The 14,925-nt window shown below is 43.3% G+C and carries 16 protein-coding genes; 3 read left to right on the top strand and 13 right to left on the bottom strand.

The window, feature by feature from the left end:
- Positions 1 to 71: 71 nt before the first annotated feature.
- The 11 genes from QY309_12505 to QY309_12455 form a co-directional block, all read right to left on the bottom strand.
- Positions 72 to 872, bottom strand: coding sequence for a tetratricopeptide repeat protein (locus QY309_12505; GenBank protein WKZ58687.1), 801 nt, complete (start codon positions 870 to 872; stop codon positions 72 to 74).
- An 88-nt stretch (positions 873 to 960) separates the two neighbouring features.
- Positions 961 to 1,599 (bottom strand): hypothetical protein, encoded by a 639-nt coding sequence (locus tag QY309_12500; GenBank protein ID WKZ58686.1) that lies wholly within the window; start codon positions 1,597 to 1,599, stop codon positions 961 to 963.
- A gap of 184 nt (positions 1,600 to 1,783) precedes the next feature.
- On the bottom strand, positions 1,784 to 2,320 hold the full coding sequence (locus QY309_12495; GenBank protein WKZ58685.1) for a hypothetical protein: 537 nt from the start codon (positions 2,318 to 2,320) through the stop codon (positions 1,784 to 1,786).
- A gap of 147 nt (positions 2,321 to 2,467) precedes the next feature.
- A complete protein-coding gene (locus QY309_12490; protein WKZ58684.1) occupies positions 2,468 to 2,794 on the bottom strand; it encodes a rhodanese-like domain-containing protein in 327 nt (108 codons plus the stop codon).
- A 116-nt stretch (positions 2,795 to 2,910) separates the two neighbouring features.
- The gene (locus QY309_12485; protein ID WKZ58683.1) at positions 2,911 to 3,477 is read right to left on the bottom strand and encodes a DUF3365 domain-containing protein; all 567 of its coding nucleotides are present in this window, start codon (positions 3,475 to 3,477) and stop codon (positions 2,911 to 2,913) included.
- 2 nt (positions 3,478 to 3,479) lie between these two features.
- Positions 3,480 to 3,683: a hypothetical protein gene (locus QY309_12480; protein WKZ58682.1), complete on the bottom strand. Its 204-nt coding sequence runs from the start codon at positions 3,681 to 3,683 to the stop codon at positions 3,480 to 3,482.
- Entirely contained in the window at positions 3,655 to 3,873 is a 219-nt protein-coding gene (locus QY309_12475) for a DUF6132 family protein (GenBank protein WKZ58681.1), read from the bottom strand. The genes QY309_12480 and QY309_12475 overlap by 29 nt, the downstream gene beginning before the upstream one ends.
- Before the next feature lie 98 nt (positions 3,874 to 3,971).
- Positions 3,972 to 4,358: a four helix bundle protein gene (locus QY309_12470; protein WKZ58680.1), complete on the bottom strand. Its 387-nt coding sequence runs from the start codon at positions 4,356 to 4,358 to the stop codon at positions 3,972 to 3,974.
- A 75-nt stretch (positions 4,359 to 4,433) separates the two neighbouring features.
- Entirely contained in the window at positions 4,434 to 5,906 is a 1,473-nt protein-coding gene (locus QY309_12465) for a carboxypeptidase (protein ID WKZ58679.1), read from the bottom strand.
- Between the two features lie 141 nt (positions 5,907 to 6,047).
- Positions 6,048 to 6,593, bottom strand: coding sequence for a YceI family protein (locus QY309_12460; protein ID WKZ58678.1), 546 nt, complete (start codon positions 6,591 to 6,593; stop codon positions 6,048 to 6,050).
- A 126-nt stretch (positions 6,594 to 6,719) separates the two neighbouring features.
- A complete protein-coding gene (locus QY309_12455) occupies positions 6,720 to 7,301 on the bottom strand; it encodes a Crp/Fnr family transcriptional regulator (protein ID WKZ58677.1) in 582 nt (193 codons plus the stop codon).
- Between the two features lie 46 nt (positions 7,302 to 7,347).
- Between QY309_12455 and QY309_12450 the strand changes: the two genes are divergently transcribed.
- The 3 genes from QY309_12450 (at position 7,348) to QY309_12440 (ending at position 9,927) form a co-directional block, all read left to right on the top strand.
- A complete protein-coding gene (locus QY309_12450; GenBank protein ID WKZ58676.1) occupies positions 7,348 to 7,833 on the top strand; it encodes a YkgJ family cysteine cluster protein in 486 nt (161 codons plus the stop codon).
- A 118-nt stretch (positions 7,834 to 7,951) separates the two neighbouring features.
- Positions 7,952 to 9,079, top strand: coding sequence for a P1 family peptidase (locus tag QY309_12445; GenBank protein WKZ58675.1), 1,128 nt, complete (start codon positions 7,952 to 7,954; stop codon positions 9,077 to 9,079).
- Positions 9,079 to 9,927 (top strand): aminotransferase class IV, encoded by an 849-nt coding sequence (locus tag QY309_12440; protein ID WKZ58674.1) that lies wholly within the window; start codon positions 9,079 to 9,081, stop codon positions 9,925 to 9,927. Before QY309_12445 ends, QY309_12440 begins: the two co-directional genes overlap by 1 nt.
- Positions 9,928 to 9,998: 71 nt before the next feature.
- On the opposite strand, the gene trxA is transcribed toward QY309_12440, so the two are convergent.
- The gene (gene trxA, locus QY309_12435) at positions 9,999 to 10,322 is read right to left on the bottom strand and encodes a thioredoxin (GenBank protein WKZ58673.1); all 324 of its coding nucleotides are present in this window, start codon (positions 10,320 to 10,322) and stop codon (positions 9,999 to 10,001) included.
- A gap of 16 nt (positions 10,323 to 10,338) precedes the next feature.
- Positions 10,339 to 14,643 (bottom strand): DNA polymerase III subunit alpha, encoded by a 4,305-nt coding sequence (gene dnaE, locus QY309_12430; protein ID WKZ58672.1) that lies wholly within the window; start codon positions 14,641 to 14,643, stop codon positions 10,339 to 10,341.
- Positions 14,644 to 14,925 lie beyond the last annotated feature (282 nt).

The raw sequence follows: 14,925 nt of genomic DNA, 5'->3' as shown, positions 1-14,925 counted from the left end.
TCCTCAGTGCCCCTGCTTGCAGCAGGCAAGCTCTGGCGAGTGGCACTGGGGGGTGAATTTATTGCAACATATTAACGGCAATGTTTTCGATAAATCAATGAGCTTGAAACTTCTTCCAAATGTAGTTTTTCTTCCGTAGTTGCTTCATCTTTAATGATCTCTGATTTTAAAATATATGCCTCTTTAAAATTGGAATTCAAAGCTATACATTTATCAATAAAAATTTTTGCGCTATCTTTTTGATTTCTTCGTAGATAAAGCTCAGCTAAATTGTAATGTGGGACGAAGTAGTTTGAATCAAGTTGTAATGCTGCTTTGTAGAAATATTCGGCACTATCAAATTTTTCTCGACTATAGCTGATTGCTCCTAAGTTGTTTATTGCCTTGCTATAATCTTTTTGAAGATTTAACGCTTTTTTGCACATTTTCTCTGCTTTTGAAAATTTATTTTGATCAATGTAAATTTGGCTAAGATTAAAATAAGTTTTGTGATTTGTCGGATCTAATTCAATGGCTCTTAAGAACATTATTTCTGATGAGTCACATTGATTAACCTCATAATAGACTAAGCCTAAATTGTGGTAGGATTCAGCGTAGTTGATATTGAGTCTTATAGCTTCGAGTAAATTTTCTCGACTTTTAGTATAGTCTTTTAAGACGTAATTTATATACCCTTTATAACCGAATGCTTTGCTTGAAGATTCATCAATTTCAATTAATGAATCACATTTATTGAGTGCCTCTTTAAAGAAACCTCGCTCTGTAAGAGTGTTAATTTCTTCAAAGGGGTCTATTCTTTGATGAATTGTATTCTTATTACATGACAACACTATTATTACGGTTACTGCAAGTACGTGTTTTAGCTGTATCATACTGAATGCTTTAATGACTTAATTTTTTTTCCCAATCAGTATTCCTCAGTGTTCTCTTGCGGGTGGCACTGAGGGGGTGAAAGGCAGTTTATCTAATCTCAATTCCTTTATATCCTTTACTAATAGATATAAGGTTTCCTGTCGTGGCGTTTATTTCAATAACTTCAAATTCACCAATGTCTTTACCTGCATCATTCAATACAACTGTCAATTCATGTGAAGCAGTATAAATATATTGTTTTAATTTTTCGTCATAAATAAGTCTCGGGATAGATGTCTTGTAGCCGTTAGGTTTACTATTTGATTTTACGATTGCCCAAGCTGAGTCAACAGAAATAAAGTCAGAAGGTTTATTTTCAATAATAAACTTTGGAATGAATTCAAAATTTAAAGTGTCGATTAATTTGAAGCCTTTGTCAACTATTAACCAAAGACCACCTCTTACGCCCTCTATTTCTGGGTAATTAAAATGATACAAAAAATTCAATGTTAGGAAAGATTTTGGAAGTCGCTTTCTGCCTAAGAATTTCCCAGTCCTTTGTTTTCCACGTCTGTCTTCGTAACTGTAATATGAACCCTCAGAGACGCCAAAATACTTAAATAATCTGTCCCCAACATGCGACTTTAAAATGCTGTCTGCAATCACGACTGCATTTTTTGTCTTTGTCGTTTGGGAATAAACAGCAAAAGAAAATAATAAGAGTCCTAGTAAAATAAACTTTCTCATAATGTCAAGATCATTTTTACCCAATCAGCGTCACCCGAAGGGGACGCTGATTTTCAATTCTATACGTAACTCCTCAGTGTCTTTTGCGAGTGACACTGAGAGGGTGAAATTGATTGGTCTTGAACTTGCCTTAGGGGTAAAATTGCAATCAGTAACTTTTGTTTGTCTAAGGTCAAATTATGTTTCATTCAATCTTACTACTAATTGCTTTACGAAGATTTTTATAAAATACATTTATATTTTTATTATTCCAACCCCAAGAGGCGACTGAAGTCTTTCCGTCAGGATCACAGATACTATTTACAAGAAGTCTATCCTCCTCTTTAAAAATTGTAATCATTTCTCCCCAACTGGATTTCCAATTCCATGGTCTCCGTGCCCTAAATACTTTCTCCTCATTGATCTCAACTAACCATTTCAGTTCTTCAATTGTCTGCTGTACAGCTTCTTGAAATTGATCCTCGGTATAATAAATTTTTATTTCATTGACCTTTAGTCGATTTCTTTGTATAATGAAAACCACGATAGCTAAAATGAAGAATGGAATTGCAGTATACAATAACTCATTAGAAGTCCTTTTTCCATCATATGTATCTGTAATGTATATTGTAAATAGATCATACAAAGTTAAAGCTGGAACAAAGAGAAGAATAATTACCAGCAAGTAGTGGTCAATCGCCTGACCAAATTTAAGTTTTATCCTGCCATCTTTTGTAATCATTTCCTCATGTTGTATTAATGATTTGTGCATACTATTCAAATACTAAACCTAAACAACACTATACTCCCTAAAAATAGTTATTCAAAATAAAACAGGAAAGCCGCCCCGTTTCCGGTGGCGGCTTTCACACAAACCAAACCCCAAACACTACGCTGGCCAGTCGCTTACGCCACCGTCCAGGTTGTGTACCTTAAATCCTTGTTTCGCCATCAGGTTGCAGGCTTGTCCGCTGCGGTTACCGCTGCGGCAAAACAAGAAATATTCTTTGCTCTTGTCTAACGTTGAAATTTGCTGCGCAAACCCCGCTGACATGATGTCGATGTTGCGTGCACCCTTGATGCTGCCTGAGCGGAACTCGCCCTGCGTGCGCACATCAATTAATACTGCGCCTGGGGTTGCCAGAAATTTCTCTTTAAATGCACGGCCGTTCAGGTTTTCATAATTCTTCGGGCCGAATCCAAATAATCCTAACATAGTGTATTGCTGATTTTGTGATTACGAATTAACACCACAAAGGTCGGGTAAAGCGGAAGAGCAGTAAGTGACAATAGTCACGGATGATAAAAAATTCAGAAGGAGTTTTCTGTCAGTTATTGCTTCAACCTGAACGCAATGTGCCAAATGCCGCGCAGGTCGCCTTCGGCATAGTTAATGGCCTGGTCGGTCGGGTAGCGTTCGCGGATGGCCTGTAAGGTTTCCGCTTTAATGTTTTGCTCGGGTACGCCATGGCAATTCAGGCACATGGCCTGCATCATAATGGGTTTGATGTAATGCACCTGTTCGTGGGTGCGGATAATTTTTGTGGAAGGACCGTTGACAATAAAATCGGCCAGCGCTGCCTGTTCCAAACTGTCGGGTTGGTTTTTCGGGTTACGAAACCGTGCTGAAGCACGCCTGATGGTGATGCTGTCAGTTTGGTAAATAGTCGTTAATGGGTAAGCTTGTTCGTTACAAAAGTCGATGGCATGCGGAAAGCCTTTATCGGCAATGGCTGAAAGCAGTGAGTTGCGCAGGGTATCGAAAGTTTGTGCTACCAACTTGTCGCCACGCTGCAGGTAAACCGAATCGGGTACTTGCGTGGTTTCCTGTTGCTCTTCTTTGGAAGCAGAACAGGCACCCAGTAAACCAAGTAAACCGATCAGTGTAAGCAGGCGCATGCTTATTTCTTTTTGCGGGTTTTGCTTTTCGAGAGCTTTTTTTCCAGGTTAACGATTTTCTTCTCCAGCTCCAACAGCTTTTTAATGATGATGATATGCGTATGGCGCGCATCAATGCCCACCACACTTTCCTTGCTTTGAATGTATTCCCCGATGGCTTCGTAATCGGGATGATCTTTACTGATCAGTTGTTTTTGGAGTTTCATCCTTGCGCTTTTTTGAGTCAAACGAATTTAATAACAAACCGCCCATCATACCACCATAAAGTGTGCTGTTGATCGGGGAGGAGGTAATGGCGCATGAACCGCTGTTACACCCAATGTAATACCAATATAAAAATCCGCCCACGGCCCCTAAGGCAATGCCAATGCTCCACTTGATAATTGTTGTTTTCATACTTCTGTTAACTGATGCAAGGTTAAGGAAGTTCCGGAAAGGGGTTGGTGATTTTGATCACAGAATGCATGTTGGAAGTTGGATTTGGGAAGTGGGAATTAGGATTTGGGACTTTTGATTGAGGATTTCAGATTTTTGTTTGCTTTTGCTGTTTTTCCGGCTGCTGTGAAAATGGCAGTTAATTCGTCAGCCTCCTTGATCAATTCTTTCAGATGCTCCTCTTTTACCAAATTCGATTCAACAATTAGTTCCAACCAAAAAAGGGTTTCGTCAGACTCCTCCTCAACAATGGCAAGTTTAGAGATGAATTCTGCTGAACTTCTTGCTCTGCAGGCCGCGCGGTAATTTGCCGCAATGGATGTGCCCGAACGAATAATTTGGTTGCCAATTGTATGGCCTGCCTTGGTATTTGGCAATTCATCAACAAGCTTGATTATTCTTAGCGCAAACTTTTTTGTTCTGCTTTTTAACTCAGATTTATTCATAGTAAAAAATATGAATCAAAATGAATTCGAAAATCTCAAATCCCACTTCCCCAATCCCAGATCCTAAATCCATAATCAGTATTTCGCTGGCTCTCCCTTCTTCGGTGTCGACTTCAAAATGAAATCGCGGATGTGTTCATTGGAGGTGGCCAGGTCTTCTTCGCGTAGGTACATCATGTGTCCGCTGCGGTAGCCTTCAAACCGAAAACGATCTTTTAATTTTCCGCTCGGGTCAAGTTGCCACATGGTGTATTTCGCTTCAAAGTAGGTGGTGGCGCCATCGAAATAGCCACATTGAAACATTACATTCAAATACGGGTTGGCTGCCATGGCCTGACGAAGGTTAACACCGGTGTTGTCGTTGTTTCTGTCCCACGGGTGCACCGGACCAAACATGTTGTACTTCACATCGGTTTTGTATTTCAATACTTCGCGCAGATAATAATTGATAGCAGGCGCGAAGGAGTGCAACCATGAAGTTAACTCTGAGTTGTAATCCGGGCGTTCACCGGCATCTTTGCGATCGATACCTAAATAACGTGAGTCAAGTCTGCCCACAGTATAGCCTTTGTCGCGCAACAATTCTTTCCAGAAATAAGCAGTAGGAACATCCAGGTTATGTTGTAGAAAAACTTCGGCATCCAAACCCGAATAGGAAGCCATTTTGGAGGCAATGAGTTTTCGTTTGGCATTGTCGAGCCAACCGCCACGCGCAATAGCCGGAATCACTTCATTAATGGTGTACTCTTCTACCTCTGGCAACAGATCGGTGAGGTCGCGTTTTTGTAAATCCGGAGGAAGCGCCTTGTGATACCACGCAGCTGCGGTGAAGTAGGGCAAGCGGTTGGCAGCTTCAATCTGATCGCCACGGTTAATGCCTAACTCCGTTGGCGATACAAGGATCACGCCATTCAGATACATCCACTGTGCATTTTGCAATTCAAGCGCAAGACCGGAAACGCGTGTGGTCCCATAACTTTCTCCAATTAAATACTTGGGTGACAGCCACCGATTTTTTCTGGACACAAACGTGGTCATCCATTCCGCTAAGTATTTGATGTCGGCATTCACGCCAAAAAATTCTTCACGCTTGGCATCCTTATCCAGAATGCGGGAATAGCCGGTATTAACCGGATCGATGTACACAATATCGGCCACATCCAATATGCTGTGTGGATTTTCCTTTACGCCATAGGGTTGTACCGGGTACCCTTCCTTGTCGATTTCCAACACACGCGGACCGGTATAGGCCACATGCATCCAAACAGAAGCCGATCCGGGGCCACCGTTGTAGGAAAAAACAAGCGGACGGGAAGCTTTGTCTTTAATATCACTGCGTTCGTAGTAGGTATAAAACAACGAGGCGATTGGTTTTCCTTCGGCATTCCAAACCGGTTGCGTTCCGGCTGTTGCGGTGTAGGGAATTACTTTTCCTTTTACGGTAACCGTGGCAGAAGAAGTAACAGCCGATTCAGCTTCCAGCACACGTTGGGCAAAGGTTGAAGCGGCAACAAGAATTACAAAGAATAGCGTAAACAGGTTTTTCATAGGTGTTGGTTTAGTGCTTGAAGTTCGAAAGTAGCCGTTAAACCAAAAAATGCGATGCAGTTTTTTTTGAACGGTCTGCAAAATGAAAAAGCCCCGTCCCACGAATGGAACAGGGCCTTCATCCTAAACCTAACCCTTATCTTATTGTGCTTTTGCCAATTCTGCGTTGATGTGGATTTTCACATCTTCACTTACCACCATGCCACCGGCTTCAGTTAACGCATTCCAGTTTAAGCCGAAATCCTTGCGGTTGATTTTGCCGTTGATTTCGAAACCGGCTTTGGTGTTGCCCCAAGGGTCAACCATGGTTCCACCAAACTCTACATCCAATACTACGGCTTTGGTAGTTCCACGGATGGTAAGCGCGCCATCTAATTTGTAATCGTTACCCGACTCTTTTTTCAATGTTCCGGTAAAGTCGACAGAAGGATACTGCTCCGCTGCGAAGAAATCAGCTGACTTCAGGTGACCATCACGGTCGGCCTGGTTGGTATCAATGCTGTTTACATCTAAGCTGAATTCTACTTTTGCGCCATCAAAATCTTCGGTTTCGCTTTCTACGCTTCCGCTGAATTTTTTGAAGAAACCGGTTACGGTGGCGATTACCAAATGCTTCACTTTAAATTGAACTTCGGTGTGTGTGGTATCTAAGTTCCACTTCGTTGCTACTGCTGTTGCTGTTGACATAGTTGTTATGTTTTAAAGGTTAATACTTCGTTTGTTTTGTTAACACAAAGGTAGGCTAGCTGATTCGCCCATGAGGTTGAACCAGGTTAAGAAGGAAGGTGAGGGGACTTGAACTAGGTTAAGAAATCACTTCTCCATCCGTTTTCTGCGGATTTTGCTGAGAAACTCAGGTGTAATGCCGAGGTAGGAGGCGATATATTTGAGCGGAACGAACTGCTCCAATTGCGGATACTTTTGTTGAAAGTGTTCATAGCGCTGCTCGGCTGTAAACGAAAATGCCTGAACAATGCGGTGCTGGTGCGTAACAAGTGAATTTTGAAACATGATGCGAAAGAACCGTTCAAAAACAGGGTAACGTTCAACAAGTTCTTCCAGACGTATTTTGGGAAGCAAAAAAATCTCACTGTCGGCCAGGGCGCGGGTAGAATAAATAGAGGGTTGATTGTGGGTCAGGCTATGCAAATCGGCTGTCCACCATCCCGAAGTGGAAAACTGGATAACGTGATCGTTTCCGGACGGATCGGTGTAATACGTCATCAGGCATCCGGAATTAACATGGATGAAGGTGGTAGTTACTTCGCCTGCAGTTTCCGCAAATTCGCCTTGCTTTAGTTTTACGGGTATCAAAATGGAGGCAAAAAACTGTTCTTCCTCCGGTGAGAGTTTTACGTATCGCGAAATATGGGAAATAATGCCACGCGTATCCATGGGGCTAAGATAGGATAATCAGAATTACGATATTTGATCTTTCAATATGGATTTAACCGCCTTTAACGATAAAGCTCAACGCCTGGCAAAGGAAAATAAAAAATTCCTTACAGGATTAAAGAAAAAAGATCCACGAAAAGTGGATGAAGTCTTTCATCAGCTTCATGAAGAAGTTTTTGAAGAAGTCGATTGCCTGACCTGCGCAAATTGCTGCAAAACCACCAGCCCGATTTTTTATCAAACCGATATTGAACGTGTGGCCAAAGCGTTGCGCATGAAGCTCGGTGATTTTGTGGAGCAGTATTTACAACTCGATGAAGACAACGATTATGTGTTGAAATCTTCGCCCTGTCCGTTTTTAGATGAGGATAATTATTGCAAGGTTTATGACAGTCGTCCGAAAGCCTGCCGCGAATACCCGCATACCGATCGCAAGAAGATGGTGCAGATCATGGAACTGACCTATAAGAACACATTGGTTTGCCCGGCTGTGCTGGAGATGGTGGAGCGGTTGAAACAGGTTAAGATTTAGTGATTGACGATTTATTCTTCAAAAATTTTAAATCGTAAATCCTTGTTCTTAAATGATTGAAAGATTGCAGATTAACGATTTTTGATTTTTAGATTTATAACTCTTTAAATAAGATTCTATGCGTGCTGGGTTTTTGTTCTTTTTTGTTACGCTATGTACCTTCTCATTGTGGAGCCAACATCGTTCCCGCGATCTGGGAATTAAAATTGGTGTGTTGCCGGTTGGCGCGTTCAACAGCATTACGGATGTTCCGGGGGTGAAGGTTGGACACACAACTATAATGGAAGGTTCTTCCATACGCACCGGTGTAACCGCCATTCTTCCGCATGATGGAAATATGTTTCAGGAAAAAGTACCGGCTGCCATTTTTGTCGGCAATGGTTTTGGTAAACTGGCCGGCAGCACGCAGGTGATGGAATTGGGCAACCTCGAAACGCCAATTATACTTACCAATACTTTAGGTGTATCTACCGGTATGGATGCTGTGATAGAATATACCCTGAACTTACTTGGAAATGAAAACGTGCAATCGGTGAATGCCGTGGTGGGTGAAACAAATGATGGCTACCTGAATGACATCCGCGGTCGCCATGTAAAGAAGGAGCATGTGCTGGAGGCTATTCAAAAAGCATCTTCGGGATCGGTGAAGGAAGGAAATGTTGGCGCTGGAACAGGTACTGTTTGCTTCGGTTGGAAAGGTGGCATTGGAACAGCTTCGCGGGTACTGCCAAAAGCTACGGGCGGATATACGGTTGGTGTGTTGGTGCAAACCAATTTTGGTGGCGTATTGCAAATTGATGGCGCACCCATAGGCGAGGAGTTGAAACAGTATTTCTTGCGCGGCCAACTCGAAAATGCAGATGGTTCTTGCATGATGATAGTGGCTACCGATGCCCCACTGGATGCCCGCAATTTGGAACGTTTGGCACAACGCGCCATGATGGGCCTGGCCAAAACGGGGGGTATTGCTTCCAATGGAAGCGGGGATTACGTCATAGCCTTTTCAACGAATGCCGGCATACGTGTCATGCATGATAAAAATGAACGAACAGATTCTGCCTCTTTTCTTCGTAATGATGTGGTGTCTCCTTTATTTTTGGCGGTTATTGAGGCGACCGAAGAGGCTATTATCAACTCACTTTTTGCAGCCGAAACAATGACCGGTAAAGACGGACGAAAGATTAAGGCATTGCCGAGAGAAGAAGTGATTAAGATTTTGAAGAAGTATAATGTGATTAAGAAGTAATGTATATCTACCTGAATACGGATTTTGTTGAAGCCGATAAGGCTGTGGTGCATGTGAGTGATCTGGCCATTCAGCGTGGCTATGGCATTTTTGATTTTTTCAGGGTGATGGATAATGTACCATTGTTCCTCGAAGATTACCTCGATCGGTTTTATGCATCGGCAGCAACCATGCGGTTGGATGTGGCACTTGATCGGGAAGCATTCAAGTCGACTTTGTTCGAATTGATCAAAAGAAATAACCTGCCCATGTCGGGCATAAAGGTTATTCTTACCGGAGGGTATTCACCCGATGGATACCAGATCAGCAAACCTAACCTGATCATTCAACAAACTGCGTTGAAGTTTCCGCCCGACACGGTTCAACCCGAGGGCATCAAAGTGATCACGCATGAATATGTACGTGAAATACCGAACGTAAAAACCATTAACTACATCACCGGCATCTGGACCCAAAAGAAGATGATGGAACAGGGTGCAGCCGATGTATTGTACCATATGCGCGGTGAAGTATCAGAATTTCCGCGCTGTAATTTTTTCTTGGTGAAACAAGACGGCACGGTGGCTACACCTTCACAAAATATCCTTCATGGGGTTACGCGCAAGCATGTATTGGAGTTGGCCAAAAAGAAATTTACAGTAAAGGAAGAAGTAGTTACTGTGAATGATGTGCATCAGGCGCGTGAAGCTTTCCTGACGAGCACAACCAAAAGGATTATCCCCATTGTTCAGGTAGATGATACCCGTATTGGTGACGGCAAACCCGGAGCGGTTACGCTTGCCCTGCTACAAGATCTGATTTCATTGGAACGCGAAGAGCGGGAGAGAACCAGGCTGATCAAGGCCTGAAAAAAAGCAAGAGGCTGTTTCTTGATTGGAAATCCAATACAGGAAACAGCCTCTTTAATAATCAATTATCATTAAGCTACCTGGGCAGCAAGTTTTTGCGCTAAAACGGATTTCGGCACTGCACCTACTTGTTTATCTACAACCTGGCCACCTTTAAATACCAATAAGGTAGGGATGGAGCGGATGCCAAATTTGGCAGCAGTTTCAGGATTTTCATCAACGTTAAGTTTGGCTACCACCGCTTTGCCTTCGTATTCACCGGCAAGCTCTTCTACAACTGGGCCAATCATTTTACAAGGGCCACACCACTCGGCCCAAAAGTCCACTAAAACGGGTTTATCGGATTTAATGGTTTGATCAAAAGTTGAATCGGTCAATTCTATAGTTTTACCCATAATGTTTGAGATATAGTTATTGGTTTATTAGTTCTGCTGAATCCAACACAAAGGTAGGGGAATTTGTTCCATCCTCCTCCAAATCGATGAGCTTATCTTCAAGTGGCTGATCGCTGAGCCAACGCACCTGAACCTTGTCGGTAATTACCCCGATTTCGCCATACTTTTTAAAATCCTGTACAAGGGCATTGGTTACCGTTAACCGGTAATGGCGTGCCAGCAGTTCTACCTGTAGGGCTTGCTGATCATCCTTAATAAAGAGTTGAAACGCAGCTTGCCCCGGGTTTTTCTTACACTGATTTTCAATGGCATCAACGGCTTCTTTGGTGATGCCGTGTATCGGCAACCGCAACGCAAGACCTTGAAGTCGTTTTTGTACAAGTTCGTTCAGTAACTCAATCCCACGGATGCGGAACTCCACATCCATACGCCCCCAGTTGTTGCGTTGAATGTTTCCTTCAATAAACAAAAACCACCCTTGCGACATGTAGTTTTTATACTTCATGTAATCTTCACCAAACAGGGTGAAAGTGAAGTTGCCGCTGTAATCTTCAATGGTAAACTTGCCAAACGGTCTTCCGGTTTTGGTGGTGCGATGTTCCACAGCCGTAACAATGCCGCAAATTTTTGTTTCGCGACCAATCATATTTTCGATGTCGAGCAATTGGTTGCAAAGCGTGTTACAGAATGCATCCATCTCAAACCGGAAATTATCAAGCGGGTGGCCGGAGATGTAAATGCCCACCACTTCTTTTTCCAGATTCAGTTTTTCAATTTCACTGAATGGTTCAACTGCTTCAATTTTTGGTTTCGGCATGACGGTACCGGTTGAACCACCGAATAAACTTACTTGCGAACTTTGTTCATCGAGTTGCGTTTTGGCAGCATACTTCACTGCCTTTTCAATCAGGCTGGCATCGCCATCTTTTGCATACACGTATTGTCTGCGGTGTACGCCATCAAAACAATCGAACGCACCGGATAAGGCCAGGCACTCAAATGTTTTTTTGTTTACCGAGCGTTGATTAACCCGTTTGGCAAAATCAAAAATATCCTGAAACGCTCCATGCGCATCGCGCTCGTGAATGATGGCTTCTACAGCTGCATCACCCGCACCTTTAATAGCACCCAATCCAAAACGGATTTCACCTTGCTTGTTCACTTCAAAGTAAACCCCTGATTCATTTATATGCGGACCCAATACCTGTATGCCCAGGTTTCTACACTCTTCAATGAAGAAGGTAACCTTATCGAGGTTGCTCTGCGAATGAGTCAACACAGCCGACATGTATTCAGCCGGATAGTTTGCTTTGAGGTATGCGGTATGATAGGCAACCAACGAATAACAGGTGGAGTGCGATTTGTTGAATGCGTATTGTGCAAAAGCTTCCCAATCAACCCAGATTTTCTCACAGATTTCTTGTGCATGGCCGTTTGTCTTACAGCCTTCGATGAATTTGTCTTTCATCTTGTCCAGCACACTCTTCTGCTTTTTACCCATCGCTTTACGCAACACATCCGCATCGCCTTTGCTGAAGTTGGCCAGCTTCTGCGAAAGCAACATTACCTGCTCCTGGTAAACGGTAATGCCATAGGTTTCTGCCAGAAATTCTTCCATCTCCGGCAAATCGTATTTGATTGGCTCACGGCCATGTTTACGATTGATAAATGTTGGAATATATTCCATCGGCCCCGGACGGTACAGGGCGTTCATCGCAATCAGGTCTTCAAATTTATCGGGTTTGAGTTGGCGCAGGTATTTCTGCATACCCGGACTTTCAAACTGAAACGTGCCGGTGGTTTCACCGCGTTGAAAAAGCTGATAGGTCTTTTCATCATCCAGCGGAACGGCATCAATATCAATTTCAACGCCCTTACTTTTTTTGATGTTTTTAAGAGCCGTATTAATAATGGAGAGTGTAGTCAGGCCAAGAAAATCCATCTTCAACAAACCGGCACCTTCCACCACACTGTTGTCGAACTGCGTAACCAACATGTCCGAGTCTTTGGCCGTGGCCACCGGAACAAATTTGGTCAGTTCATCCGGAGTAATGATTACCCCGCATGCATGCGTACCCGTGTTGCGAACGGAGCCTTCCAATATAATGGCTTGCTTGAGTACATCGGCTTTCAGATCGGTTCCGCCTTTAATATCGGAGAGTTCCTTTACCTCTTTGAACGCAGCATCAAGTGTAGTACCCGGGCGTTCCGGAACCATCTTGGCTAAAAAGTTTGCATCCGGTAGGGGCAGTTGCATCACGCGTGCGCAATCGCGAATGGAAGACTTGGCCGCCATGGTGCCATACGTAATGATTTGTGCAACCTGGGCTTTACCATACTTGTCGATTACATACTTCAACACCTTATCGCGACCTTCATCATCAAAGTCGATATCAATATCGGGTAGTGACACACGATCGGGATTCAGAAAACGCTCAAACAGCAAATCGTATTTGATGGGATCGACATTGGTAATGCCAATGCAATACGCTACGGCCGAACCTGCCGCTGAACCACGACCAGGCCCCACAGAAACACCCATTTCGCGTGCCTTGGATGTGAAGTCCTGAACAATCAAGAAATACCCGGGGTAACCTGTTTTGCGAATGGTTTCCAACTCAAATTCAAGACGCTCTTTTATTTCTGTGGAAAGTTCACCGTATTTCTTTTTCGCCCCTTCAAACGTGAGGTGCTTCAGGTATTCATCTTCTGTTTTAAATTCTTTTGGAATATCAAACTTGGGAAGCGCCACCTGGCGCTCAAGACTGTAAGCTTCAACTTTATCTACGATTTCGCTGATGGTTTCAATGGCTTCAGGCAGATCGCGGAAAATGGATTTCATTTCATCCTGCGATTTGAAATAAAATTCATTGTTGGGTAAGCCGTACCGAAATCCTCTTCCTTCTCCAATAGGCGTGGCTTTAAATTCTCCTTCTTTAATACACAACAGTACATCGTGTGCATTTGATTCTTCTTTGTCGATGTAGTAAACTTCGTTGGCCGCGAAATACTTGACGTTGTATTTTTTGGCGAAGCCAAGCAACACTTCGTTTACATGATCTTCTTCGGGCAACCCGTGCCGGTTAAGCTCAATGTAAAAATCATCACCAAATTGTTTGTGCCACCAGACAAATGCATCTTCAGCCTGGCGCTCACCTACATGCAATATTAAATGTGGAATTTCACTCGACAACGTTCCGGTTGTTGCAATGAGGTCTTGCTTGTATTGCGATACCAGTTCTTTATCAATGCGGGGATAAATTCCGTAGAGCCCCTCCGTAAAGCCCAGTGAGCTGAGCATGGCCAGATGCTGATATCCGTTTTTGTTTTTGGCAATCAATACCTGGTTATAACGCTTGTCAGGATTGTCTTTGGTAAACTTCAGCTTCTTGCGTTCATCAGCTAAATAAAACTCGCATCCAACAATTGGTTTTATTTCGTGGGCCAATGCTTCGCGCACAAACTTAAAAGCACCATACATGTTGCCGAGGTCGGTAAGTGCAACAGCTGGCATGTTTAACGCTTTGGCTTTGGTGATCAGCGCTTTGATTTCAGGAGTAGCCTGAAGTACAGAATATTGCGAGTGAACATGCAGGTGGCAGAAGGGTGCCTCAATGGTTGCCGATTGATCGTCATCTAATGAATAGCCTGCATCTTTCTTGCGCTTGCGTTTGGCAAAATTGGCTTCATCCAGTTTGGGTTCTTCATACTGGATGTCAGTCAGAGAAATATCGTCTATCGGCTTGACTACTTTTTTCTGAAGCAATCCGAAGTAACAGCGCGCAGTGGCGGCCACATCGTATGCAGCATCGTGCGCATCGCCAAAATCTTTCCCGAAAAGTTTTTCATGCAATTCAATCAGGCGGGGCATCTTCAGCTTTCCGCCAATGCCTCCGCTCAGCTGACAAAATTCAATGGAGGCTAAACCCGTATCGACTTTTCGAGTGCCAAGAAATTTTTCCGGAGCAATTTGCTTGCGGATGAGTTCCGCTCCTATGATGTTGATGTCAAATTCGATGTTATGACCAACCAGCAGTTCTGTGCGTTCAAGGTCGGCTAAAAATGCATCCAAAACAGTTTTCAAATCATGGCCGTCTTCCAGGGCACGCTGAGTCGAAATGCCGTGAATCTGTTCAGCTTTATAGGGGATGTTGAAACCATCCGGTTTGATAATGAAATTCTGCTGGGTCAGCAGTTTTCCATGCCGGTCGTGCAATTGCCAGGCTAATTGTACCAACCGGGGCCAGTTGTCCAGATCCGTTAAGGGCGCGGTTTTATTGTGCGGAACCCCGGTGGTTTCCGTGTCAAAAATCAGGTACATCTAATCGCTTTCGTAGTGGTTGAAAAGTGTAAAAGTACGCCCTTTAACAGACTAATTCCATTCCCATAATTGTATTATTTTCCATTAATGGGATAAAATTCCTGATATTGACTAGCACATATTTTTGTAACATATTGATAATCTGATGTTTTTAAGTTCAGGCTCAATTTTGGCATCTAACAGATTTCAAAAGACAATATCTATGAAATCGTTTATGAATAAAGTGTCAGGTTGGTTCAGGCGGGAGTGGTTCCTGATTGTAATGCTGGTGGTGATCGCCAT

The organism is Cyclobacteriaceae bacterium, from assembly GCA_030584025.1.
GTDB lineage: Bacteria > Bacteroidota > Bacteroidia > Cytophagales > Cyclobacteriaceae > UBA2336.
Note: the sequence above shows the minus strand (reverse complement) of the source record. Positions and strands in the feature narration are given on the sequence as shown.

Coding starts and splice junctions, on each gene's coding strand:
- QY309_12465 (WKZ58679.1), bottom strand. CDS start 5,906: ATGAAAAACCTGTTTACGCTATTCTTTGTAATTCTTGTTGCCGCTTCA.
- QY309_12455 (WKZ58677.1), bottom strand. CDS start 7,301: ATGGATACGCGTGGCATTATTTCCCATATTTCGCGATACGTAAAACTC.
- trxA (WKZ58673.1), bottom strand. CDS start 10,322: ATGGGTAAAACTATAGAATTGACCGATTCAACTTTTGATCAAACCATT.
- QY309_12475 (WKZ58681.1), bottom strand. CDS start 3,873: ATGAAAACAACAATTATCAAGTGGAGCATTGGCATTGCCTTAGGGGCC.
- QY309_12480 (WKZ58682.1), bottom strand. CDS start 3,683: ATGAAACTCCAAAAACAACTGATCAGTAAAGATCATCCCGATTACGAA.
- QY309_12490 (WKZ58684.1), bottom strand. CDS start 2,794: ATGTTAGGATTATTTGGATTCGGCCCGAAGAATTATGAAAACCTGAAC.
- QY309_12485 (WKZ58683.1), bottom strand. CDS start 3,477: ATGCGCCTGCTTACACTGATCGGTTTACTTGGTTTACTGGGTGCCTGT.
- QY309_12460 (WKZ58678.1), bottom strand. CDS start 6,593: ATGTCAACAGCAACAGCAGTAGCAACGAAGTGGAACTTAGATACCACA.
- QY309_12440 (WKZ58674.1), top strand. CDS start 9,079: ATGTATATCTACCTGAATACGGATTTTGTTGAAGCCGATAAGGCTGTG.
- QY309_12495 (WKZ58685.1), bottom strand. CDS start 2,320: ATGATTACAAAAGATGGCAGGATAAAACTTAAATTTGGTCAGGCGATT.
- QY309_12450 (WKZ58676.1), top strand. CDS start 7,348: ATGGATTTAACCGCCTTTAACGATAAAGCTCAACGCCTGGCAAAGGAA.
- dnaE (WKZ58672.1), bottom strand. CDS start 14,643: ATGTACCTGATTTTTGACACGGAAACCACCGGGGTTCCGCACAATAAA.
- QY309_12470 (WKZ58680.1), bottom strand. CDS start 4,358: ATGAATAAATCTGAGTTAAAAAGCAGAACAAAAAAGTTTGCGCTAAGA.
- QY309_12505 (WKZ58687.1), bottom strand. CDS start 872: ATGATACAGCTAAAACACGTACTTGCAGTAACCGTAATAATAGTGTTG.
- QY309_12445 (WKZ58675.1), top strand. CDS start 7,952: ATGCGTGCTGGGTTTTTGTTCTTTTTTGTTACGCTATGTACCTTCTCA.
- QY309_12500 (WKZ58686.1), bottom strand. CDS start 1,599: ATGAGAAAGTTTATTTTACTAGGACTCTTATTATTTTCTTTTGCTGTT.